15 protein-coding genes are annotated in these 22,600 nt (G+C 71.0%); 5 read left to right on the top strand and 10 right to left on the bottom strand.

Annotated features, from left to right (window positions below):
* Positions 1–2: 2 nt before the first annotated feature.
* From SM447_RS05235 to SM447_RS05200, 8 genes are all read right to left on the bottom strand, one after another.
* Entirely contained in the window at positions 3–4,013 is a 4,011-nt protein-coding gene (locus tag SM447_RS05235; RefSeq protein ID WP_474571569.1) for a galactose-binding domain-containing protein, read from the bottom strand.
* Positions 4,014–4,114: 101 nt separating this feature from the next.
* Positions 4,115–6,976, bottom strand: a complete 2,862-nt coding sequence (locus SM447_RS05230; RefSeq protein ID WP_474571568.1) for a discoidin domain-containing protein — start codon at positions 6,974–6,976, stop codon at positions 4,115–4,117.
* Positions 6,977–7,111: 135 nt separating this feature from the next.
* Positions 7,112–8,776 carry a glycoside hydrolase family 13 protein gene (locus SM447_RS05225; protein ID WP_474571567.1) on the bottom strand — a complete coding sequence of 555 codons (1,665 nt, stop codon included), beginning with the start codon at positions 8,774–8,776 and terminating at the stop codon, positions 7,112–7,114.
* Positions 8,773–9,660 (bottom strand): carbohydrate ABC transporter permease, encoded by an 888-nt coding sequence (locus SM447_RS05220; protein WP_474571566.1) that lies wholly within the window; start codon positions 9,658–9,660, stop codon positions 8,773–8,775. Before SM447_RS05220 ends, SM447_RS05225 begins: the two co-directional genes overlap by 4 nt.
* Before the next feature lie 12 nt (positions 9,661–9,672).
* Positions 9,673–10,629 (bottom strand): carbohydrate ABC transporter permease, encoded by a 957-nt coding sequence (locus tag SM447_RS05215; protein WP_474571565.1) that lies wholly within the window; start codon positions 10,627–10,629, stop codon positions 9,673–9,675.
* Between the two features lie 81 nt (positions 10,630–10,710).
* On the bottom strand, positions 10,711–12,090 hold the full coding sequence (locus SM447_RS05210; protein WP_474571564.1) for an ABC transporter substrate-binding protein: 1,380 nt from the start codon (positions 12,088–12,090) through the stop codon (positions 10,711–10,713).
* A gap of 337 nt (positions 12,091–12,427) precedes the next feature.
* On the bottom strand, positions 12,428–13,429 hold the full coding sequence (locus SM447_RS05205) for a LacI family DNA-binding transcriptional regulator (RefSeq protein ID WP_474571563.1): 1,002 nt from the start codon (positions 13,427–13,429) through the stop codon (positions 12,428–12,430).
* A 66-nt stretch (positions 13,430–13,495) separates the two neighbouring features.
* The gene (locus tag SM447_RS05200) at positions 13,496–14,974 is read right to left on the bottom strand and encodes a dihydrolipoyl dehydrogenase family protein (protein ID WP_474571562.1); all 1,479 of its coding nucleotides are present in this window, start codon (positions 14,972–14,974) and stop codon (positions 13,496–13,498) included.
* Between the two features lie 128 nt (positions 14,975–15,102).
* On the opposite strand from SM447_RS05200, the gene SM447_RS05195 reads away from it, so the two are divergent.
* Positions 15,103–15,951, top strand: coding sequence for a hypothetical protein (locus SM447_RS05195; protein WP_474571561.1), 849 nt, complete (start codon positions 15,103–15,105; stop codon positions 15,949–15,951).
* On the opposite strand, the gene SM447_RS05190 is transcribed toward SM447_RS05195, so the two are convergent.
* Positions 15,948–17,270 carry a cryptochrome/photolyase family protein gene (locus tag SM447_RS05190; protein ID WP_474571560.1) on the bottom strand — a complete coding sequence of 441 codons (1,323 nt, stop codon included), beginning with the start codon at positions 17,268–17,270 and terminating at the stop codon, positions 15,948–15,950. The genes SM447_RS05195 and SM447_RS05190 overlap by 4 nt on opposite strands.
* On the bottom strand, positions 17,267–18,178 hold the full coding sequence (locus SM447_RS05185) for a phytoene/squalene synthase family protein (RefSeq protein WP_474571559.1): 912 nt from the start codon (positions 18,176–18,178) through the stop codon (positions 17,267–17,269). Before SM447_RS05185 ends, SM447_RS05190 begins: the two co-directional genes overlap by 4 nt.
* Positions 18,179–18,243: 65 nt before the next feature.
* Here SM447_RS05185 and SM447_RS05180 point away from each other — a divergent pair, with 65 nt between their 5' ends.
* The 4 genes from SM447_RS05180 (at position 18,244) to SM447_RS05165 (ending at position 22,511) form a co-directional block, all read left to right on the top strand.
* Positions 18,244–19,398 carry a polyprenyl synthetase family protein gene (locus SM447_RS05180; protein ID WP_474571558.1) on the top strand — a complete coding sequence of 385 codons (1,155 nt, stop codon included), beginning with the start codon at positions 18,244–18,246 and terminating at the stop codon, positions 19,396–19,398.
* Between the two features lie 75 nt (positions 19,399–19,473).
* Positions 19,474–20,955, top strand: a complete 1,482-nt coding sequence (crtI, locus tag SM447_RS05175) for a phytoene desaturase family protein (RefSeq protein WP_474571557.1) — start codon at positions 19,474–19,476, stop codon at positions 20,953–20,955.
* Between the two features lie 43 nt (positions 20,956–20,998).
* Positions 20,999–21,580: an isopentenyl-diphosphate Delta-isomerase gene (gene idi, locus SM447_RS05170; protein ID WP_474571556.1), complete on the top strand. Its 582-nt coding sequence runs from the start codon at positions 20,999–21,001 to the stop codon at positions 21,578–21,580.
* The gene (locus tag SM447_RS05165) at positions 21,570–22,511 is read left to right on the top strand and encodes a MerR family transcriptional regulator (protein ID WP_474571555.1); all 942 of its coding nucleotides are present in this window, start codon (positions 21,570–21,572) and stop codon (positions 22,509–22,511) included. The genes idi and SM447_RS05165 overlap by 11 nt, the downstream gene beginning before the upstream one ends.
* The last annotated feature ends 89 nt before the right edge of the window (positions 22,512–22,600 follow it).

Below are 22,600 nucleotides of genomic sequence, written 5' to 3'. Positions count from 1 at the left end.
GGTTAGTTGCGGGTGATGGTGAAGGTGGGGGTCGTGTTGCGGATGTCCTGGTGGTTGTTGGTCAGGCGGAGGTTGGTGAAGGTGACGGAGCCCACGGCGGGGCCCTGGCCTGGCTCGGGCATCTCGTTGGCCCAGATGGCGAAGCCGGACTTGGCGTCGAAGGCGTCGCCGCTCCGCTGCGCCCCGGAGATGGACACGTTGGTGAAGACCGTGTCGGTGATCGGGTTCTCCGGCTGACCGCCGGTGTACTTGGTCTGGAACATGATGCCCGAGTACGTCGGGTCCACGATGTCCACGTCACTGACGCGGATGCCGCGGAACTCCTTGGACGCGGAGAACACCCAGATCGCCGGGAAGGTCTGCGCGCCCCAGAAGTGGCCGCCGGACCGGATCAGCGAGATGTTCTCGAACCGGGTCGGTGGGCTGGCTCCGAACCCGACGAACGGGTAACCGAAGTCGAGCGAACTGATCGTGATGCCGGAGTACGTCAACTGGTCCGCGATGTAGAGGTTGCGGAACACGTTGTCGTAGCCGCCGTACACCGCGACCCCGGCCGCCCGCCAGGTCAGCGTGGCGGTCAGGTTCTCGAAGACGTTGCCGTGGTTGCCGGTGGACGCGCCCTGGTCGGTGGCGGAGAAGAGGGCGAACGCGTCGTCGCCGTTGGACCGGCCCTCCGAGTTGCTGACCAGGTTGTTGGTGCTGCCGTTGGTCAGGTTCACCGCGTCGGCGAAGGTGTTCCGGAACCGGCTGTTGGTGATCTTCAGTCCACTGACGCTCACCCCCCAGTACGCGCAGACGGTGTGCTCGACCCAGACGTTGTCGAGGGTCAGGTTGTCGACGTCCTTCAGCTCACCCCAGACCTTGCCCGGCCCGTCCTGACGGACGGTGTAGTTGCCGAAGAAGGCGAGGTGTTCGAAGGACGAACCGCTGGCGCTGGGCTCGACCCGGAACCCGGCGTCGGTGTTCTGCTGCGACGGTGGCGTCTGGAACCGGGTGAACCACATTCCGGCGCCGACCACCTTCACCGGCTTGCCGTACACCTGGAACTTCTGGGCGGTCTCGTAGCTGCCGGCGGGCAGGTACACGCCGACCAGGTTTCCGGTGGTGTCCATCCGCACCGCGTCGAGCGCGCTCTGCACGTCGGCGTGACTGAACCCGTTGGGGACCCGGTACCGCGCCGGGTCCGGGTTGGCCCGGGGCGTCACCTGCTCCAGGTTGATGAAGTCGATGGCGTACGTGGTGGAGTTGGCCGGGTCCTTCTGCAACCGGATTCGGCTACCCGCCGGGATGGTCGAGTTGAGCAGCACGTTCGCCTCGTCGTAGATGTGCCGGGGCGGCCCGGCGCTCGGTGAGTCGCTCGGGCTGGCCTCCGCGCCGTACAGCCAGATGTGCTTCGAGGTGAGGCTGACGGGCTTGTGCAGTGCGCCGTTTACGTAGATGTTCAACGTCGAGTTGATTCCGCCGCCGTTCGGGGCGTCGGGAATGGAGAAGCGGGTGACCAGGGCGTTGGCGGGTGCCCTGGTGGTCCACTCGACGTACGCGCCGGTGGTGTTCAGGGTCACCGCTCGCCGGCCGGACGCCTCGCCGGCGAGGTCGCCGATGGTCCGGTTCGGCCCGACGACCTGCGCCCCGCCGCCGATCGAGCCCTCCTCGGCCTCGTACATGTCGTACGGCAGGTTGGCGCCGCGACCCACGAACAGCGGCCGCTCGCTGGTGTTGTTGGCCCGCTTCACCGGCAGTTCGTTGGCGTCGGCGGCGATGACGACCCGGACGGTGTACCGACCGTTGGCCGCCGTCCAGGTGCCCAGGCTGACCGGGCCCGCCGTGGCGCCGGCCCCGATGGTGCCGGTGTACGAGCCGGTGAGCGTACGCACGGTGGTGCCGGAGTCGTTGAGCACGGTGAGCGTGACGCCGTGCGCCCCGCTCGCCGAGGCGATCGTGCCCTGGTTGCGCAGGGTCACCGAGAACCCGACGGTGGCACCCGCGGTCGGTGTGCCCGGTGACCAGGTGATCGCCGAGGCGACCAGGTCGGAACTGGCCACCGGGCTGACCACCAGCGGGGCGGGGTTGGTCCGGCCGTTGTTGGACTCGTCCTGTTCGATGACCGCGTTCGCCGGGTCGACCGTGGCGCTGAGCTGATAGCTGCCGGCGTTGCGGGCGGCGATGGTCGTCGACACGGTGGTCGAGGCGCCGGCGGCGAGGGCACCCACCGGAGCCTGGCCCACCTTCGTACCGTCGAGGGCGAAGTCGACGGTGGTCGCGCCGGAGCCCAGGGTGCCGGCGTTACGCACGGTGGCGGTGAGGGTGAGCTGGTCGGTCTCCACCGGTGCGGCGGGGGCGAAGGCCAGGTTGGTGACGGTGAGGTCCGGGTTCGGCGCCGGGGTGCCGATCACCTGGAACTCGGCGACCTGCCCGTTGGGCGACCCGGTGTTGGCGGTGAACTGGAGCCGCACGTCGGCGACGGTCGCCGAGACCGGAATGGTCACCGTGTTGCTGCTCGCCGGGCTGAACGAGTGGTTCGTCGAGCCGACCAGCGTGCTGAACCCGGAGGCGGACTGCGCCCGCCCGAGGATCGAGAAGGTCTGGGTACGCGGACCCCAGGCCGGGTCCGGGTTCAGCTTCACCACGACCGCGCTGACGCTCGCGTTGGCACCCAGCGCCACGGTCAGCGTGCTCGGGTACGCGCCCGGCGCGCCCTCCCAGTAGGTGGTGACGTCGTCGTCGACGGCGTTCGCCGCGGTGAAGACGTGCACCGTCGAGGAGGCGGTGGCCGGCTTGCCGGCGGCGAGGTTGGTCCCGCTCGGGGTGCTGCCGGTACGGGTGACGGTGTTGCTGTTCGCCGAGACGTTCCCGGCCGCGTCGCGCGCCCGCACGTGGTACGACACGGTGGCGCTCGCCGGTTGCGTGTCCGTGTACGTCAGCGTCGTACCCGAAACGCTCGCCCGCAACGAACCGTTGGCGTACACGTCGTAACCGGCCACCCCGACGTTGTCCGTCGACGCCGACCAGGTCAACCGGATCTGCCCGCTACCCGGCTCGGTGAACGCCAAGTTCGTCGGGGCGCTCGGTGCCTGGGTGTCGCCGGTGGCCGGGCCGCCGTACACCTCCAGTTCGGAGAGCTGCCCGGCGGGCCAGGCGGTGTTCGCGGTGATCAGCAGCCGGACGTGGCGGGTGGACACCGAGCCGACGGCGATGGTCACCGTGTTGTTGGCGGTCGGGTTGAAGGCGTACCCGGCGGAGGCGACCAGGGTGCTGAAGGTCGATCCGTTGGTGCTGCCCTGCACGGTGAGCGTCTGGGTGCGCGCGCCCCACCCGCCGGGCAGCTTGAGCACCAGCCGGTCAACGGTGACCGTGGCACCGAGGTCCACCTGGATCCACTGCGGGAAGGTGTTGTTCGGGCTTTCCCAGTAACTGCCCTGGTTGCCGTCGTTGGCGTTGGCGGCGACGTGGACGTCGGCGTGGCCGCTGGCGGACATGCTCCGACCGGCCGCCAGATTGGTCGACGAACTCGCCACGCCGTACGCCTCCAACTCGGCTAGTTGAGCGGCGGGCCAGCCGGTGTTGGCGCTGATCGAGATCCGGACGTACCGGGTCGTGGTGGCCGGAAAGTCGAGGGTGACGGTGTTGCCCCCGGCCGGGCTGAACGTGCGACCCGCCGAGCCGACGATGGTGCTGAAGGCGCTGCCGTTCGTGCTGCCCTGCACCGAGAGCGTCTGGGTGCGGGCCTCCCAGCCGGCCGGCAACCTGAGCTTGATCTGGTCGATGGAGTGGCTGGTGCCCAGGTCGACCTGGACCCACTGCGGGAGGGCACCGCTGCTCTCCCAGTAGCTGCCGGCGTTGCCGTCGGTGACGTTGGTCGCGGCGTAGGGACCGTTGACGCTGCTGGCGGTGGCGGTACGACCGGCCGCGAGGTTAGGGCCGCCGGCCGCGGCGGCCGGCGGTGCGGGTGCCGCGGTGAGGGCGAGGCCGACCGCGGCGAGCACGGCGGTCAACCGGGTACGCATTCTGGACATGGAGGATCGACACCTTCTTCCGGGACGTGGAGAGGCGTTGCGGGGGTGGTGCTCTTGCGACGCGGGTGGGCCCCGGTCGACGTCCGGGACCCACCCACGGGTCAGGAGGCGTGCACCTCGAACTCGGCGAGCTGAGCCGCCGGCCAGCCGGTGTTGCCGGTGACGTTGAGCCGCAGGAAGCGGCGCTCACCGACGGGCAGGCTGATCGACACGCTGTTGCCGGTGCCCGGGTCGAAGGTGCGTCCGGCCGGTCCGGCGAGGGTGCTCCAGGAGTTGCCGTCGGCGGAACCGAGCACCGACAGCGTCTGGGTACGGGTCTGCCAGGCCGACGACGGTGGCAGCTTCAACACGACCCGACCCACCTGCCGGGCGGTGCCCAAGTCGACGGTGAGGGTCTGGGGGAAGGCGTTGCTGGCGCTCTCCCAGTAGGTGTTCGGGTTGCCGTCGACCGCGTTGCCGGCCACGTACACGTCGGCGTGGCTGGTCGCCACCACCGGCCGGCCGAGCGCCAGGTTCCCGGCCGGCGGGGTGGTCGGCGGCGGGGTGCTGCCGCCGCCGTATACCTCGAACTCGGCGACCTGGGCCGCTGGCCAACCGGTGTTGCCGGCGACGCTGAGCCGGACGAACCGGCGCTCACCGGCCGGCAGGTCGATCGACACGCTGTTGCCGGCGGCCGGGTCGAAGACGCGTCCCGCGGCCCCGGCGAGCGTGCTCCACGAGCTGCCGTCGGTCGAGCCGAGCACCGACAGCGTCTGCGTGCGCCGCTCCCACCCGGCCGGCAGCTTGAGCACCACCCGGTCGACCGGTCGCGCGCTGCCCAGGTCGACGGTGAGGGTCTGCGGGAAGACGTTGTTGGCGCTCTCCCAGTAGCTGCCCGGGTTGCCGTCCACCGCGTTGCCCGCGACATAGCTCTGGTTGTGGCTGGTGGCGACGACCGGCCGGCCCTGGGCCAGGTTCCCGCCCGGTGGCGGGCTGGTCGGCGGCGGAGTGGTGGGGGGCGGGGTGGTCGGCGGCGGGGTGCTGGGCGGGGGTGAGGTGGGCGGCGGGGTGGTCGGTCCGCCGTCCCACCGCGGCTCCGGCCACGGACCGCAGTACGGCGTCGAGGTGTACCAGCCCGAGTTGCCGGCCCCCTGGGTGATCTGGAAACCGCCACCGACGCAGTTGTGGATCGGGTTGGCCTGGGCGATGCCGGTGGCCCGCACGTTGGTGAAGGAGACCTGGCTGGGTGCCTGCACCTGGAGGGCGTAGGTGCCGGCGCCGTCGATGCGTACGTTGCTGAAGCTGATCCCGCTGGTCGCGCCCTCGATCCAGTGCAGCGCGGCGTAGGAGCTGTCCAGGATGTCGGTGTCGCTGACCACGATCGTGGCGTTCCGGATCGGCTCGTTCAACGCGGAGAACCAGATCGCGCCGACGCCGAACCGCCAGTTGTAGTCGGAGTTGCCGTTGCGGATCAACGTGTTGCGGGCGACGGTGATGGTGCCGGCGACGGCGGTCGGGCCCTGCACTCCGGTGTACCGGTTGGCCACGTGGATGCCGCCGCCGTTGGTGACCGAGTCGGCGGTCACGTTGTCGGTGATCCGGATGTCCCGCCCGCCGTAGGTGACCAGGTGGTTGGCGAGGATGGTCACGCCGATCGTGTTGCGGGTGAACGAGTTGCCCACGTTCGGCACCGTGTCCGCCCACATGGCGAGGGCGTCGTCGCCGGTGTTGCGGAGGAAGGTGTTGGTCACCGTGGAGTTGGTGACTCCCCAGTGAAAGTTCACCCCGTCGGCGGTCTGGTCGAGGATCCGGCTGTTGCGGATGGTGAAGTTGTTCATCGGGCCGTCCATCCAGGCACCGACCTTGGTGTGCTGCATCCAGACGTTGTCCACCACCGAGTCGGACATCGCCCCGCCGATGGCGTTGACCTGGTCGGAGTCGACCCGCTCCCGGATGTCGCCGATGATGGCGAAGTCGCGCAGCAGCACGTTACGGCTCGGTCCGCCGGCCTCGTGGGGGCGGATCTCGCCGTGGTAGCCGCCACCGTTGACGTACTTCCCGTAGATGCCGGCGGCCCGTTTGCGGTCGGTGGGGTGCCGTCCGCCGAGCACCGAGTACCAGGGCCCGGCACCGCGCAGGGTGACCCCGTCCACCACCACGTGATCCCAGAGGGTGAAGGTGCCCTGCGGGATCCAGACCGTACGTCCCTGGGCCCGGCCGGCGTCGACGGCGGCCTGGAAGCGGGCGGTGGAGTCGGTGGCGCCGGTCGGATCGGCGCCGAAGTCGCCGACCACGTCGAGGACGTTGGCCGGCTTGGTGATCGGTGCGGCGACCAGCTCGAAGTCGGCCAGGTCGATGGTGAAGGTCGGCGACTGGGCGGTCGAGGAGACCTGGAGTCGGATCTTGGTGCCCGCCGGATAGGTGGTGCCGAAGAGCGTCCGCGTCTCGTCGTAGAAATGGTGCGGGTTGATGTCGCCCGGGTTGTTGTTGAACGGGTATCCGCCGTAGTACCAGCCGTACTTCGAGGTCACCGGCACCGCCTTGACCAGGGTGCCGTTGGCCCGCAGGTCGATGGTGGCGTCCCGGCCGGTGCCGGCGGCGTTGTCCGGGATGCTGTAGCGGAAGGTGACCGCGTTCGCCGGTGCGGTGAGGGTGAACTCGACGTACTCCCCGACCGCGTCGAGGGTGACCGCCTCCCGGCCGCTCGCCTCCGACGGCAGCGTGCCGTAGCGCCGGTCCGGGCCGATCCGGGTGCCGTTGTGCGCGGCGTTCTCCGCCTCGTGCTCGATGAACGGGACGGTGGCCCCCCGGCCGGCGATGTCGAACGGGGAGAGCCCGGCGGCACGGGCCGGGGTCGCGGTGCCGGCGAGGGTGAGGACCGAGATCGAGGCGGCGGTGAGCGCGGCGCAGGTGAGTACGGCGAGCGCCGTACGGATCCGGTCTCCGGGCGGGTGGCGGTGGTGCGGGGCGGTGTGGTCGGCCATGAGCGGTGCTCTCCCTTTCCTCAGGTGGCCAGGTCCCCCGTGGATGCGGTGCCGGGTGTTGCGGTCACCTCCCTCATCCAGTCGTCGGATGGCGGTGCGGCGGCGGGACGGGAGCCGTCGGCACCGGGTGCGGGACTACTCGGGCGCGGCTGCGGTACGCAGCCAGACGGCGGTGTCCGGCGGCAGCAGGTCGTCGTCGAGTGGCCCGCTGGCGAGCAGGCGATCGGTGTGCGGCGGCAGCGGTACCGCCGTGCCGGAGAGGTTGACCACGCAGGTGAACCCGGGGTCACGCTGGAACGCCAGCACCCCGTCCGGGCTGGGCAGCCAGGTCATCCCACCGTCGCCGAGGCCCGGTTCGGCCCGTCGGATGGCGATCGCGGCCCGGTACAGCTCCAGCATCGAATGCGGGTCACCGGCCTGGACCCGGGCCGTACGGTCCTTCCAGTCGGCGGGTTGGGGCAGCCACGGCAGGCCGGTCGCGTCGTCCGGACTGAAACCGAACGGTGGCGTGTCGCCCGACCACGGCAGCGGGACCCGGCAACCGTCGCGGCCCGGGTCGACCCCGCCGGACCGGAAGAACATCGGGTCCTGGCGCAGCTCGTACGGGATGTCCTCGACCTCCCAGAGGCCCAGCTCCTCGCCCTGGTAGACGTAGGTGGCGCCGGGCAGGGACAGCGACAGCAGCGCGGCCGCCCGAGCCCGCCGGGTGCCCAGTTCCAGGTCGGTGGGGATGCCCTCGCGTTTGGCCGCGAAGCTGAACGTGGTGTCCGTCCGTCCGTACCGGGTGACGTGGCGGGTGACGTCGTGGTTGGAGAGCACCCAGGTGGCGGGTGCCCCGACCGGGGCGTGCGCGCGCAGGGTGCCGTCGACGCTCTCGCGCAGCGCTTCCGCGTCCCAGGCGCAGCCGAGGAAGTCGAAGTTGAACGCGGCGTGCAGCTCGTCCGGGCGCAGGTAGTTGGCGAACCGCTGCCGGTCGGGTAGCCACACCTCACCGATCAGCGCCCGGTCGCCGGGGTACCCGTCGGCGATCCGCCGCCAGGCCCGGTAGATCTCGTGCACCCCGTCGAGGTCGTGGAACGGGTGCGGCCGCTCGTCCAGGACCTCGGGCAGCGTCGAGTCCTTGACCAGCAGGCCGGCCGAGTCGATCCGGATGCCGTCCACCCCACGGTCGAACCAGAACCGCAGGATGTCCTCGAACTCGGCGCGTACCCGGGGATGGTCCCAGTTGAGGTCCGGCTGTTCCGGGGCGAAGAGGTGCAGGTACCAGTCACCGGGGGTGCCGTCCGGGTTGGTGGTCCGGGTCCAGGTCGGTCCGCCGAACTCACCGACCCAGTCGGTGGGACGCTGGTCACCGGTCGGGCCGCGGCCGGGACGGAACCAGAACAGATCCCGCTCCGGAGCCTCCGGGCCGCCGGCCAGGGCCGCCTGGAACCAGGGGTGCGCGTCGGAGCAGTGGTTCGGCACTACGTCAACGATCGTGCGGATGCCGAGCGCGTGCGCCTCCGTGATCAACTCTTCCACCTCGGCGAGGCTGCCGAAGACCGGGTCGATGTCGCGGTGATCGGCCACGTCGTAGCCGGCGTCGGCCATCGGGGACGGGTACCAGGGGCTGAACCAGATCGCGTCGATGCCGAGGGCGGCCAGGTAGCCCAACCGCGAGCGGATGCCGGCGACGTCGCCGATGCCGTCACCGTCGCCGTCGGCGAAACTGCGCGGGTACACCTGGTAGATCACCGCTCCACGCCACCACGGACCGCTGTCTGCTGAGGACACGGGCACCTGCTTTCTGGGTCGGGTCATCCCTTGAGACCGCCGGTGGTCAGACCGGCCATGATGTTCCGTTGGAAGATCAGGAAGATGATGACGGTCGGTATCGCGGCGATCACCGAGGCGGCGATCACCACGTTCATCGGGGTACCGCCGGCAAAGGCGTAGATGCCGACGCTGACCGTCCGGGTCTCCGGCGACGGCATGACCAGCTTCGGCCAGAGGAAGTCCTTCCACACCGCGGTCACGGCGAAGATCGAGACCACGCCGAGGATCGGGCGCGACATCGGGAGGATGATCGACCAGAGGGTGCGCAGCGGCGACGCCCCGTCCATCAGGGCCGCCGCCATCAGATCCTCCGGAATTGAGTCGAAGAACCGCTTCAGCAGGAAGATGTTGAACGCGTTGGCGACCAGCGGCAGCCAGATCGCGAACGGGGAGTCGAGCAGGCTGATGTGCACGATCGGCAGGTCGATCACGGTCACGTACTGCGGGACGATGAGGACCATCGCCGGGATCATCAGCGTGGCCAGCATCAGGCCGAGAATCGCGTTGCCGAAGACCGGTCGGAGCTTCGACAGGGAGTACGCCGCGGCGGTGTCGAAGACGAGCTGGAACAGCACCGCGCCGGTCGCGTAGTAGAACGTGTTGAAGAGCAGCTTCGCCAGCGCCAGGTTGTGCCAGGCGTCGGCGTAGTTCTGCCACTGCGGGTCCTGCGGGAACAGCGACGGCGGGGTCTGCGCGATCTCCTGGCCGGACTTGAGGGCGCCGGTGACCATCCAGTAGAGCGGTCCGAGGAAGACCAGCGTGAACCCGACGACCACGACGGCGAGCAGTGTCCAGTAGATCGTCCGGCCGGGGCCCCGCCGGAGCTGGGCCTGGGAGATGAGCGTACGGGTGCCGGAGTCCTGTGCCATGTCGTCGGTTTCCTAGTCCTGTTTCGCGGTCAACCGCAGGTAGACGGCGGAGAATCCGGCCAGCACCACGAGCATGATCACGCCGAGCGCGGCAGCGCCGTTGAGATCGTTCTGGAAGAAGCCGTGCTGGTAGATGAGGTACGCGACCGAGGTCGCCGAGTCTTCGGCGCCGGCACCGTTGGCGAGGATCAGCGGCTCGATGAAGAGCTGCATGGTGGCGACGATCTGAAGCATCGCCAGCAGCAGAAGGATCAGCCGGGTCTGCGGAACGGTCACGTGCCGGATCCGCCGCCAGATGCCGGCACCGTCGAGTTCGGCCGCCTCGTACAGCTCACCGGGAATGTTCTGCAGCGCCGCCAGGTAGATCAGCACCGCGCCGCCCATGTTCATCCAGGTCGATGCGATCACCATGGCCGGCATGGTCATCTCCGGTGACTGCATCCACTGCGACGTGGGCAGGCCCAGGGCCTTGAGGATCGCGTTGAAGAGCCCGGCGTCACTGGGGTCGTACGCGTAGAACTTGAAGAGGAACAGTGCCGAGGCCGGCGGCAGCATCACCGGCAGGTAGACCAGGACCCGCAGGTACCCCCTGGCGTGCCGGAACTCGTTGAGCAGAATCGCCACGAAGAACGGCACGGCGTACCCGAGCACGAGGGCGAGAACCGTGAAGTAGAAGGTGTTCTTCCAGGCGGTCCAGAAGCTGGGGTCGTCGAGGATCCGCAGGTAGTTGTCCCAACCGACCCAGATGGTCTCGCCTCGTCGAGTCCGCTGGAAGCTCATCACGATGCCGCGGACCATCGGGTACCAGGAGAAAACCACGAAGCAGAACACCGCGCCGATCAGGAACGCGTGTCCGGTGAGGTTGTCCCGGACCTTGCGGCCGAGGCTGGCCCGCCGCGACCCGGCCGGGGGTGACGGTGCGGGGCGGTGCGCTGCTCTGACAGCACCGGGGGCGGTGGTGAGCGTCAAGGCAACTCCTGTGTCAGTGGGTGACCGGACGACGGGCGCGGTTGGTGGCGGGGGCCGGCGCGCCGGCCCCCGCCGGTTCGCTCAGCTCTCGGCGGCGAGGAGCTTGTTGACCTTCTCCTCGGCGGTCTTGAGCAGCGCGTCGATGTTGGCGTTCGGGTTCGTCAGCACCCCGGACATCACCGCGTCGAGCACCGCGTAGATCGCCTGCGCGTTGCGCGGCTCGCCCTTGATCGGAACCGGGTTCGCCTCGAACACCGCGAAGTTCGTCGTGTCGACGTTCGCGTTCGCCTTGCGCAGCTCCAGTTCCTGCTTCTGCGCCTCGCTGCCGTTGACGAACAGCAGCGGCTGCGGCAGACCGACCGGGTAGTTCTGCGGCTTGGCGCGAGCATGGTCGAGCTGACCCTTGCCAGGAGTCAGCTTCTGGTACGCGATCCACTTGAGACCGGCCCTGACCTGCTCCGGGTTGAGGTCCTTCTTGAGGAAGTAGCCCTCACCACCACCGAGCGTCCCCTTGGCGGGGCCGTCCTGACCGGGCAGCGGACCCATCGCCCAGTCCTCGAATCTGCCCTGGAACTGGCTGACGATCGCCTGGGTGGTGTCCGGCGCGCCGATGAACATGCCGACCTTGCCGGCACCGGCGTTGGTCAACAGGTCGCCCCACTGGAGCAACTGGCGGTCGCCCATGCTGTTGTCGCCGTAGCGCATGTCCTTGAGGTTCTGCAGTACCTGCCGACCCAGGGCGTTGTTGAAGTCGGCCTTCCTGCCGTCGGCCGTCAGCACCTGGCCACCCTGGGAGTAGAGCAGGGCGGTGAAGTGCCATCCGCCGGTGTTGCCGGCGCTGTACTCGGCGTAGCCGGCGACGCCGTTGCCGAGCGCGGAGATCTTCTTGGCGGCTTCCCGGACCTCGGGCCACGTCCTGGGTGGGTTGTTCACGTCGAGCCCGGCCTGCTGGAACAGCACCTTGTTGTACACCAGGCCCATCGAGTAGTTCTTCACCGGAACGGCGTACAGCCTGCCGGCGTCGGTGAAGACCTCCTTGAGCGCGGGGTCGACGCTGTCCCAGGTGGGGATCGTCTCCGTGGTGGCGTAGTCGGTGATGTCCATCGCCTGGCCGGAGTCGAGAACCTGCTGGAGATCGGTCATGTACCCGTAGAACACGTCGGTCACGGTGCCCCCGGCGAGGCGGGCGGTGAAGTCGGGCGGGTTGTTGCACTGTTCGCCGACGCTGACGCTCTTGATGACGATGTCGGGGTTCTGCCGCTGGAACTCGGCGACATCCTCGTTCCAGTTCTGCAGCAGCTCTTTCTGGGCCCCGACCGGCTGGCAGTCGACGGTGATGGTGACCTTGCCGCTCGCGTCGCCGCCGGTGTCGTCGCTCTTGGTGGAGCAGGCCGTGAGGGCGAGCCCCATACCGGCCGCGAGCGCCAACGCCGCAGCCTTCCGGTACTGCGGTACGGACATCTGTCCATCCCTTCGGGAACGGGGTGTCTGGGTGAAGTCGGTGATCGGCGGCGGGCGTCACCGCCCCGCTGCCCTGCTATTGATCGGTGTCCGCAGTGCGCCCTGACCCTCCGTGATCCCCCGGAGGCCAGGTGTGAGTGGAGTCACTGTAACGGCCGCGACCTTTCCCAGCAAGGTCTGGATGAATCTTTGAAAAGAAGCGACATTCAAGCGGTAGATCGCGGTGAAGGTGCATCGAGGGGCCCGTCGGTCCCGAGACCGGTCCTCACCTCGACCCCGACAACGACGAAACGGCCGCCGACCGCATGCAGCGGTCGGCGGCCGAAGCCCTCGAAGTTCAGGTACGCGGCGTCGGCGCGGTCGAGCCGCGCACCACCAGCTCCGGCTCGAAGAGCAGCTCGTCGGCGAGCACCCCGCCGCCCTCGATCTGGGTCACCAGCAGGTCCACCGCCGCCTGCCCCATCGTCTCGATCGGCTGCCGTACGGTGGTCAGCGGCGGGTCGGTGCAGGTCATGAACGCGGAGTCGTCGTAGCCGACCACCGAGACGTCGTCGGGCACGGAGCGGCCGAGTCGCCGTACCGCACGGATCGCGCCGAGGGCGAGCACGTCGCTGGCGCAGATGATCCCGGTGACCCCCCGGTCGACCAACTTGGCCGCCGCGACCCGGGCACCCTCCATCGAGAAGCTGGAGCGCGCCACCCACTCGGTCCCCTCGGCCCAACCCGCGACCCGACCCATCGCACTCAACTTCCGTCGCGACGGCACATGATCCTCAGGCCCGAGCACCAGGCCGATCCGCTCGTGGCCCAGCGAGCGCAGGTGCCCGTACGCCTGCTCCACCGCGACCGCGTCGTCGGTGGAGACCCGGGGGAAGCCGAGCTCGTCCACACCGGCGTTGACCAGCACCACCGGCAGGCCGCGGTCGGTCAACCGACGGTAGTGCTCGTGCGACGCGTCGGCCAGCGCGTACGACCCGCCGGCGAAGATGACGCCGGAGACCTGGTGGTCCAGCAGCATCTCGACGTACGCGGCCTCGGAGACGCCGCCGATGGTGCGGGCACACAGCGCCGGGGTGAAGCCACGCTGGGCCAGCGAGCCGGTGACCACCTCGGCGAGCGCCGGGAAGATCGGGTTCTGGAGTTCGGGCAGCACCAGTCCCACCAGCCGGGCGCGTTCCCCACGCAGCTTGCTCGGCCGCTCGTAGCCGAGCACGTCCAAGGCGGTGAGCACCGCCGTCCGGGTCGCCTCGGCCACGCCACCGCGGCCGTTGAGCACCCGGCTCACGGTGGCTTCGCTGACGCCCGCTTTGCGAGCGACCTCGGTCAGTCGTTTCGTCACCGCGCAATCTTACGTCTGAACGCTGCAAAATTTGAACAGCTGTCTGACGCCAATTGCTGTCACGTGTCAGTGGCCGAGGTTGCGCAGCGCGTCGGAGATCGCCCGGTGGAAGGTCGGGTACGCGTAGATCATGTGCCGGAGCTGGGCCAGCGGAACCGCCGCGTGCACGGCGACGACCAGACCTGCCAGCACCTCGCCTCCGGCCGGGCCGGCCGACGTGGCCCCGATCAGCACCCCCTGGTCGGCGTCGGCGACCAGCTTGATGAAGCCCAACTCGTCGGTCCGGTGGATCCACCCTCTCGCCGACGACGACAGCCGGGTGAAGCCGACCTGCACGTTGATCCCGCGCTCGCGGGCCTGCTGCTCGGTGAGGCCGACCGCGCCGATCTCCGGATCAGTGAAGGTGACCCGGGGCAGCGCCCGGTAGTCGGCGCGGGGCACCGACCCGGCCGAGCCGCTCGACCCGGTGGCGGCCAGCGAACTGGCCGCGCCGACCGCGCCGCCGACCACGCTGGCGGTGCCGCTCGGGTCCGCGCCACCCTCGGCCCGCCGCACGTGGTCGAGGACGTCGGCGACCACGATGGACGCCTGGTACATGGCGACATGGGTGAAGGCACCCTCGCCGGTCACGTCACCGACCGCCCAGATCCCGTCGGTGACGTGCAGCCGGTCGTCCACCGGCAGGTACCGCCCACCCGCCTGGACGCCGACCGTGTCCAGCCCCAGCTCGTCGAGGTGGGCACGGCGACCGGTCACCACCAGCAGTCGCTCGGCGGTGAACTGCTCACCGTCGGTGCCGTGCAGGGTGAAGCCCTCGGCACCGTGCTCGACCCGGGCGGCCTTGACCCCGGTGTGGATCTCCACCCCGTCGGCCCGCAATGCGGCCGCGGCCGCCTCGGACGCCTCCGGCTCCTCGACGGCGAGTACCCGGTCGAGCGCCTCGACCACGGTGACCCGTACGCCGAACCGGGCGAACACCTGGGAGAGCTCCAGCCCGATCGCCCCACCGCCGAGCACCAGCAGCGATCCGGGCAGCTCCTCGACCTCGACGGCTTCCCGGTTGGTCCAGTACGGGGTGTCGGCCAGCCCGTCGACCGGCGGTATCGACGGGCGGGTGCCGGTGCCCAGCACGACGCCGTGGCGGGCCTGGAAGACCTGGTCGCCCACCCTCACCCGGCCGGGACCGTCGAGCCGGCCGCTGCCGCGCACGAGGCGTCCGCCCTTGTCGGTGAAGCGCTGCGCCGCGACGCGGTCGTCCCAGTCGTCGGTGGCTTCCGCGCGGATCCGCTTCGCCACCGGCGCCCAGTCCGGCGTGACCTGCGCGGTGCCGCCGAGACCGTCGACCCGGCGGGCCTCGGCGACCGCGTTCGCGGCCCGGATCATCATCTTGCTCGGCACGCACCCCCAGTACGGGCACTCCCCGCCGACCAGGTTGCGCTCGATGCCGACGACGGTCAGTCCGGCCTCCGCGAGCCGCCCGGCCACCTCCTCGCCACCGACGCCGAGACCGAGCACCACCACATCCACGAGTTCCGGCTCCGTCATGCCGCCAGCATCGCGCACGGCGGACCCGTCGGCCACCCGGCCACGCCATCCGTTGACGGAAACCGGACCGGCCACCCGCGCGCTGGACACCGCGATCGGTCGGTGACCGACAGTAAGATGCCTGCCTTGTGGAGCACGAAGCGTCCGAGAACCAGACGGCACCTCACCGCGAACCCGGTGCACCGGGCCGTTTCCGGGACCGTACCGGTCTGGCCGCCGACATCCTCACCGCGGCGGCCGGGCTCGTCGGCGTGGTCCAGGCACTCCGTGCCGACCCGTTCTGGCCACTGTGGGTGCTGGTCGGTGCCCTCGCGCTCGCCGGCCTGCTGGCGTACCGGCTGCGGCGGCGACGCTGGCGAGCAGCGGCGGTGAGCCTCACCGTGCTGCTGCTCCTCGGCGGAGGCGGCGGGCTGCTGGCCCTGGGCGGCGACGAGGAACCGCCACCGGCGGGCGCCGCGCTACCCGGTGACGCCGCGACCGCCGGAGCAGCGGGGGACCGCACGCCCGCGACCACCGAGGCACCTCCGACCACCGCCACCACGCCGGACGTGGGCGGCCCGTCGTCTGGCCCGCTGCCCGGCGGTACCGCCGCCGACGAGGAGGGAAGTGTCGTCTTCAGCGACGTGGTGCAGTTGGACAAGCAGACCGGGGTCGACCTGGACGGCGGCCGAGCCGAGCTCAGGTACGTCCAGGACGCCGCCGTCGACCTCTATCTGGACTGGGGGTACATCCTCTACGGCAGTGCCCGGCACAGTCGGCTGCACGACGACAACAACGCCGGGCCGGAGCAGGGTGCCCGCAACCGCTGCCGCACCTACCGGGACGCTGCCCGGGAAGGCTCCACGAGCGCCTACATCGGCGGCGGCAATCAGCAGAAGTGCTTCACCACCTCGGACGGCCGCCCCGGTTGGGTGCAGGCGGTCAACGTCGTCGGCGACGGCGGTCTGCTGCTGAAGGTCACCGTCTGGGTCGACTAGCGTAGCCAGACGGGCGGCGGTCCGGGCGGCTCCAGCGGCGGCGGGTAGTCGAGGGTGCGGCGCAGCCCGTCCGGCAGCCGCCACGGCTGGTGCACCGCGCCGCCGGCCACCGACGCCAGCTCGGGCACCCACCGCCGCACGTACGCGCCGTCCGGGTCGTACCGCTCGGCCTGGCGGATCGGATTGAAACTCCGGTACGGCCTGGTGTCGTTGCCGGTGCCGGCCACCCACTGCCAGTTGCCCGAGTTGTCGGCGATGTCGCCGTCGAGCAACCACCGGAAGTAGATCGCCTGCCCGTCCCGCCAGTCCAGCCCGAGCGTCTTGGTCAGGTAGCCGGCGGTGATCAGCCGGGCCCGGTTGTGCAGCCACCCCTGAGCCCGCAGCTGGCGCATCCCGGCGTCCACGACGGGCACGCCCGTGCGCCCCTCGGACCAGGCGGTGAGGGCCTGCTCGTCATAGCGCCAGTGTTCGGTCGCGCGACGCCGGTACGCCTTGCGGGGCAGGTCGGGAAAGGCGTCGGTCACCTGGTGGTAGAAGTCCCGCCAGCAGAGTTGCCGGACGAACGGGGACGCCCGATCGTCGACCCGGTTGGCCGCCGTCAGCGGCGACAGGCAGCCGAAGCGCAGATACGGGCTGAGCCGTGAGGTGGCGTCGCCGGCCATGTCGTCGTGACGGTCGCCGTAGCGCGCGACCTCGGGCAGCCACCGGGCCAACCGATGCCGCGCCTCGTCCTCCCCGCCGGTCACCACATCCGGCGATTCGCCCTCCGGCGGTGCCGGGAGACGCCCGACCGACACACCCGCCGGCAGCACCACGGCCGTCGGTGCCGCGAGTTCCTCCCGCCACCGCTGCCCGCTCCAGGCCCGGTGGTACGGGCTGAACACCCGATAATGATCACCACTGCCCGGGGTCAGCGCACCCGGCTCGACCACGGTCAGGCCGGGAAAGAACCGCAGGTGCAGCCGGTGCCGGTCGCACTCGGCGCGCAGCCGTTGCGCCCGACGGGCCGCGTACCGGGAGACGTCGGCGGAGAGCGCGACGCCTTCGGCGCCCACCTCGCCGGCCAGCCGGATCGCCTCCGCCACCGGGTCGCCGTGCCGGAGCACCAGGTCGCCGCCGAGCCCGCGCAGCGCGACGCGAAGGGCGGTGAGGCTCTGGTACAGGAAGCGGGTGCGGTTCGGCGACAGCCGCGCCAGTGCCGGGTCCAGCACGTACAGCGGCACCACCCGGTCGAAGGCGGCGCAACTGCCGGCCAGCGCCGGGTGGTCGTGCACCCGCAGGTCGCGGGTGAACAGCACGACCGCGGTACGTCCGCTCACCGCAGCGGCGGTCCGGGCACGGCGATCGGGCTGCCGGCCGCAGTGAGCAGAGCACGGGCGGCCACCCCGAGCCGGCGCCGGCGTGGCACCGTCGCCCGGCGGGCGAACACGTCGTAGTCCTGGGCGGCCACCTCGTCGAGGATTCCCCCGTAGAGCAGGTATGCCGTGCGGATGCAGGCCTGCGAGGCACCGTCGAGCAGGACCACCCCTGGCGCGGCGGCGACGTAGTGCGCCTGGGCGCGGGTCACCTCGTACCGGATCAGTTCGCGTACCGGCGCGCTGGCCCGCCCGGCGGCGTGGCAGGCCGACAGGTCCTCCCGCGTCACGCCGAAGGCGGCCAGGTCCTCGTCGGGCAGGTACGTCCGCCCCCGGGTCAGGTCCTCGGCGACGTCCCGGATGAAGTTGGTCAGCTGGAACGCGAAGCCGAGCTGTCGGGCCGGCTCGCGCGCCGCCACCGGGTCGGAGCTGCCGAGGATGGGCAGCATCATCGTGCCGATGACCGCGGCCGACCCCTCCATGTAGTCCAGCAGGTGCTCGTAGGTGCGGTAGGACGTGACGGTCAGGTCCATCGCCATGCTCTTGAGGAACGAGGCGAAGTCCTCGCGGTCGAGGTCGAAGACGGCGATGGTGTGCAGCACCGCCGGAAGCAACGGGTCGATCACCCGCTCGCCGTGCAGCCCGGCGACGAACCGTCCGCCCCAGTCGTCGAGTCGCGCCGCGCGCTCGGCCGGAGGCAGGGCGTCCGTCTGATCGACGATCTCGTCCGCGTAGCGGGTGAATCCATACAGGGCGTACACATGTCGCCGTTTCCATGCGGGTAGTAACCGGGTGGCGAGATAGTAGGTGCGGCCATGACGTCTGTGCAGCTCGCGGCATCTGTCGTAGGCAGCGGCGAGATCCAGGTCCACCGGCCCCTCCTCTGATTCGACGCACCAATCGACGCAACTTGAGACCTTAGGGTACGCTCGGCGGCATGGCCAGCGACGGACCAACGGGTAACCTCCTCCGCGTGGTGCCTGAGCAGCCGGTCGGTGGAGAGGACCCGATCGCTGCCGTGCTGGCCGCCTACACCCGGGACATCGTCACCGCCGTCGATGAGACCCTGGCCGAGTTCCTGACCGCCGAGGTCGACGCGCTCACCGCGATCGACCCGGCCATGGGTGGCTTCGCCGCCACCGCCCGCGGCTGTGTCCTGTCCGGTGGAAAGCGGGTCCGACCCACGTTCGCGTACTGGGGATGGCGCGGTGCGGTCGGCGGCGACGAGCCGGTCACCCCGGTGCTGCCCGCACTGGCCACCTTGGAGCTGTTGCACACGTTCGCGCTGGTGCACGACGACGTGATGGACGCCTCCGCCACCCGGCGGGGCCGACCGACCGCGCACGTGGCGGTGGCCGCCCAGCACGCCGCGGCCGGCCGCAACGGCGACTCCGAGCGCTTCGGTGAGGCGGTCGCGGTGCTCATCGGCGACCTCTGCATGGTCTGGGCCGACCAACTGCTGGCCCGCACCGACCTGCCGGCGGACCGTTTGTTCGAGGTACGGCACGGCTACGACCGGATGCGGGTGGAGACGGTCGCCGGGCAGTATCTCGACGTCCTGGGCGAGACCGACCCGGAGAGCTGGTCGGTGGACCGGGCACTGCGGGTGGCCCGCTACAAGACCGCCAGCTACACGGTGCAGCGCCCCCTGCTCTTCGGTGCCAGCCTGGCCGGCGTCGGCGGGGACAGCCGGCTGAGCGCCGCGTACACCCGCTACGGTCTCGCCGTCGGCGAGGCGTTCCAGCTCTGCGACGACCTGCTCGGTGTCTTCGGCGACCCGACCACCACCGGCAAACCGGCCGGCGACGACCTGCGCACCGGCAAGCCGACAGCACTGCTCATGCTCGCCCGGGAGCTGGCCACCCCTACCCAGCTGCGGGCGCTGAACGGCGCCGACCGGCGTGCCGACGGACCGGACATCGCCCGGCTCGCCGAGATCGTGGTCGACACCGGCGCGGTCGGGCGGATCGAGCGGATGATCGACGAGCGGGTCGAGGACGCACTCGCCGCCCTCGACCCGGTCACCGTCGACGAGACCGCCCGTACCGCACTGGTCGGCCTCGCGACCGCCGCGACCCACCGGAGGGCATGATGGGCTCCCGACACAGAGCCTGTCGGGGCACCCCGGGGCGAGGCACCCGACAGGCTTCCAGAGAGGTGGTCACCGGTGCGGACCGTTGACGGACGTACGGATCGGGTGGTGGTCGTCGGGGCCGGCCTCGGCGGGCTGGCTTGCGCGCTGCACCTGGCGGGCAGCGGACGCCAGGTGACCGTGCTGGAGCGAGAGGCGGTGCCGGGCGGGCGGGCCGGTCGGCTCAGCGTCGACGGCTACGAGTTCGACACCGGCCCCACGGTGCTCACCATGCCCGATCTCATTGCCGAGGCGTTCGCCGCGGTCGGTGAGGAGCTGACCGACTGGCTCGACCTGATGCCGCTCGACCCGGCCTACCGTGCCTACTACCCGGACGGGTCCACGCTCGATGTGATCACCGACACCGCCGCGATGGCGGCGGAGATCTCCCGCGTCTGCGGCCCCCGGGAGGCCGACGGCTACCTGCGGTTCGTCGACTTCGCCCGGCACCTGTGGCGGCTGGAACGGGCCGACTTCATCGAGCGCAATCTCGACGCGCCGACCGACCTGCTCACCGGCAACCTGCTCAAGCTCGTCGCGGCTGGGGCCTTCCGGCGACTGCAAACCAAGATCGACCAGTTCTTCCGCGACCCGCGCACCCGGCGGATCTTCTCCTTCCAGGCGATGTACGCCGGCCTCGCCCCGCACGATGCGCTGGCCATCTACGCGGTGATCGCGTACCTCGACTCGGTGGCCGGGGTCTACTTCCCGCGTGGCGGCATCCACGCGGTCTCCCGAGGACTGGCCGGCGCCGCCGAGAAGCACGGCGTACGGATCCGCTACGGGGCCACGGTCACCCGGGTGGAGACCGCGAACGGCCGGGCCACCGGAGTGGTGACCGCCGACGGGGAGTTCGTCCCGGCCGACGCCGTGGTGCTCAATCCCGACCTGCCGGTGGCCTACCGCGACCTGTTGCCGCCGGCCCGGCAGCGGCGGCTCACCTACTCGCCCTCCTGTGTCGTGCTGCACGTCGGCTCGACCCAGGGATATCGCCGCATCGCCCATCACAACATCCACTTCGGGCGGGCCTGGCGGGGCACCTTCGACGAGGTCATCCGGCGCGGACACCTGATGTCCGACCCGTCCCTGCTGGTCACCAACCCGAGCCGGACGGATCCCGCGGTGGCGCCCGCCGGCCGGCACACCTACTACGTGCTGGCTCCGGTGCCCAACCTCGAACGGGCACCGTTCGACTGGCGCGGTGACCTCACCGCCCGCTACACCGACCAGCTCGTCGCCACCCTCGAGGAACGCGGCTATGTGGGCTTCGGCGCGGGTGTGGAGGTCCTGCGGGCGATCACCCCGGCGGAGTGGGCCGACCAGGGCATGGCCGCCGGCACGCCGTTCGCCTCCGCGCACACCCTGTTCCAGACGGGACCGTTCCGCCCCTCGAATCTGCACCCTGCACTGCCCAACGTGGTGTTCGTCGGCTCGGGCACCCAGCCGGGTGTCGGGGTGCCGATGGTGCTGATCTCCGGGAAGCTCGCCGCCGGCCGGATCACCGGGGAGGGCCGGTGAGCGTGCGGAGCGCGGCAGCGCTCACGAACGGAGGATGGCGCTGATGCCGCAGTCCCGGGAGAGCCACCTGGTCGAACTCGTCGACGACACCGGCCGGCCCGTCGGGGAGGCCACGGTGGCCGCCGCCCACCAACCGCCCGGTCAGCTGCACCGGGCGTTCTCCGTGATGCTGGTGGCGCCCGACGGGCGGGTGCTGCTGCAACGTCGCGCCGCGGCCAAGACCCGATTCCCGCTGCGCTGGGCGAACGCCTGCTGCGGCCATCCCCAACCGGGTGAGGCCCTGACCGAGGCCGCCAACCGGCGGCTGTCGGAGGAGTTGGGCGCCGGCCCGGTGCCGCTGAGCGAGATCGGCGTCTACGTCTACCGTGCCGAGGACCCGGTCACCGGGCGGGTCGAGGTCGAGTACGACCACGTCCTGCTCGGCGAGTTCCCCACCGATGGGTCACTGCACCCGGAGCCGGCCGAGGTCGCGGAGCTGCGCTGGGTCGAGCCGGCCCAGCTTGCCGACGCACTCCACCGCGACCCCGACGCCTACGCGCCGTGGCTGGGTGGGGTACTGGACCGGCTGCTGCACCCGCCGGGGCAGCCGGCCGACGACGCGCCGGAGCGGTCGGGTGGCCGATGAGGCGCTGAGCGCGGGCGCGGTCGCCCAGCGCCTGGGGGTCGCGGTGACCACGCTCCGCACCTGGCACCAGCGGTACGGCCTCGGGCCCAGTCAGCACATTCCGGGCCACCACCGGCGCTACACCCCGGCGGACCTGGCCCGGCTGGAGGTGATGCGGCGGCTCACGGCCGAGGGGGTCAGCCCCGCCGAGGCGGCCCGCTGGGCCCGTCAGGCGCCTGACACCCTGGCCGCCGTCGGCGCTTCCGGCAGCGGACGCAAGAGACGGGACGGCGGCGGTACGACCATCCCGGTCGGCCGGGCCGGGCCGGCGGCCCGAGGGCTGGCCCGCGCCGCGATGCGACTGGACGCGGCGGCCGTCAGCGAGACGATCTCCCGCGCCATCGCCGCCGACGGTGTGGTCACCACCTGGGACCGGCTGCTGCGCCCGCTGCTCGCCGGTATCGGCGAGCGGCACGCCGCCACCGGCATGCTGATCGAGGTCGAGCACCTGGTGTCCCGCTGCGTCTCGGCGGCGTTGGGTGCGGTAGCCACCGCCGGTCCCGCTTCCGGTCCACCCCGGGTCCTGCTCGCCTGCGCCGACGAGGAACAGCACAGCCTGCCGTTGGAGGCGCTGGCCGCAGCGCTGGCCGAGGCCGGCGTCGGATACCGGATGCTGGGTGCCCGGGTGCCGGTGACCGCTCTGCTCGCCGCGGTCGACCGGGTCGGCCCGGCCGCCGTGGTGCTCTGGTCGCACACCCGGTCCACCGCCGACCCGGCTCAGCTCACCGCCCTGCTCAGCGCACCGAGCCGGCCGCTGCTGGTGCTCGCGGCCGGGCCGGGCTGGCCGGCCGCGACGCTTCCCGCCGGGGTGGTCCACCCGACCGACCTGTCCGAGGCGGTCTCGCTGACCGTCACCGTGCACGACTCGCTGAACCGCCCGGCCGCCTCCTGAGGCCTCCGCTCGTTGGCGAACCAGCGTCCACCGCCCCGTGAGACGAGTCATCGACGCTGGTCATCGTGCCCGTACGGAGAGCGCTTGCA

This window comes from Micromonospora aridisoli (genome assembly GCF_056150025.1).
This window is presented reverse-complemented; position numbering and strand designations above follow the sequence as displayed.

Excerpts from the sequence above, each read along its gene's own strand:
- SM447_RS05235 (WP_474571569.1), bottom strand. The coding sequence starts at position 4,013 with ATGTCCAGAATGCGTACCCGGTTGACCGCCGTGCTCGCCGCGGTCGGC.
- SM447_RS05230 (WP_474571568.1), bottom strand. The coding sequence starts at position 6,976 with ATGGCCGACCACACCGCCCCGCACCACCGCCACCCGCCCGGAGACCGG.
- SM447_RS05225 (WP_474571567.1), bottom strand. The coding sequence starts at position 8,776 with ATGACCCGACCCAGAAAGCAGGTGCCCGTGTCCTCAGCAGACAGCGGT.
- SM447_RS05220 (WP_474571566.1), bottom strand. The coding sequence starts at position 9,660 with ATGGCACAGGACTCCGGCACCCGTACGCTCATCTCCCAGGCCCAGCTC.
- SM447_RS05210 (WP_474571564.1), bottom strand. The coding sequence starts at position 12,090 with ATGTCCGTACCGCAGTACCGGAAGGCTGCGGCGTTGGCGCTCGCGGCC.
- SM447_RS05200 (WP_474571562.1), bottom strand. The coding sequence starts at position 14,974 with ATGACGGAGCCGGAACTCGTGGATGTGGTGGTGCTCGGTCTCGGCGTC.
- SM447_RS05180 (WP_474571558.1), top strand. The coding sequence starts at position 18,244 with ATGGCCAGCGACGGACCAACGGGTAACCTCCTCCGCGTGGTGCCTGAG.
- idi (WP_474571556.1), top strand. The coding sequence starts at position 20,999 with ATGCCGCAGTCCCGGGAGAGCCACCTGGTCGAACTCGTCGACGACACC.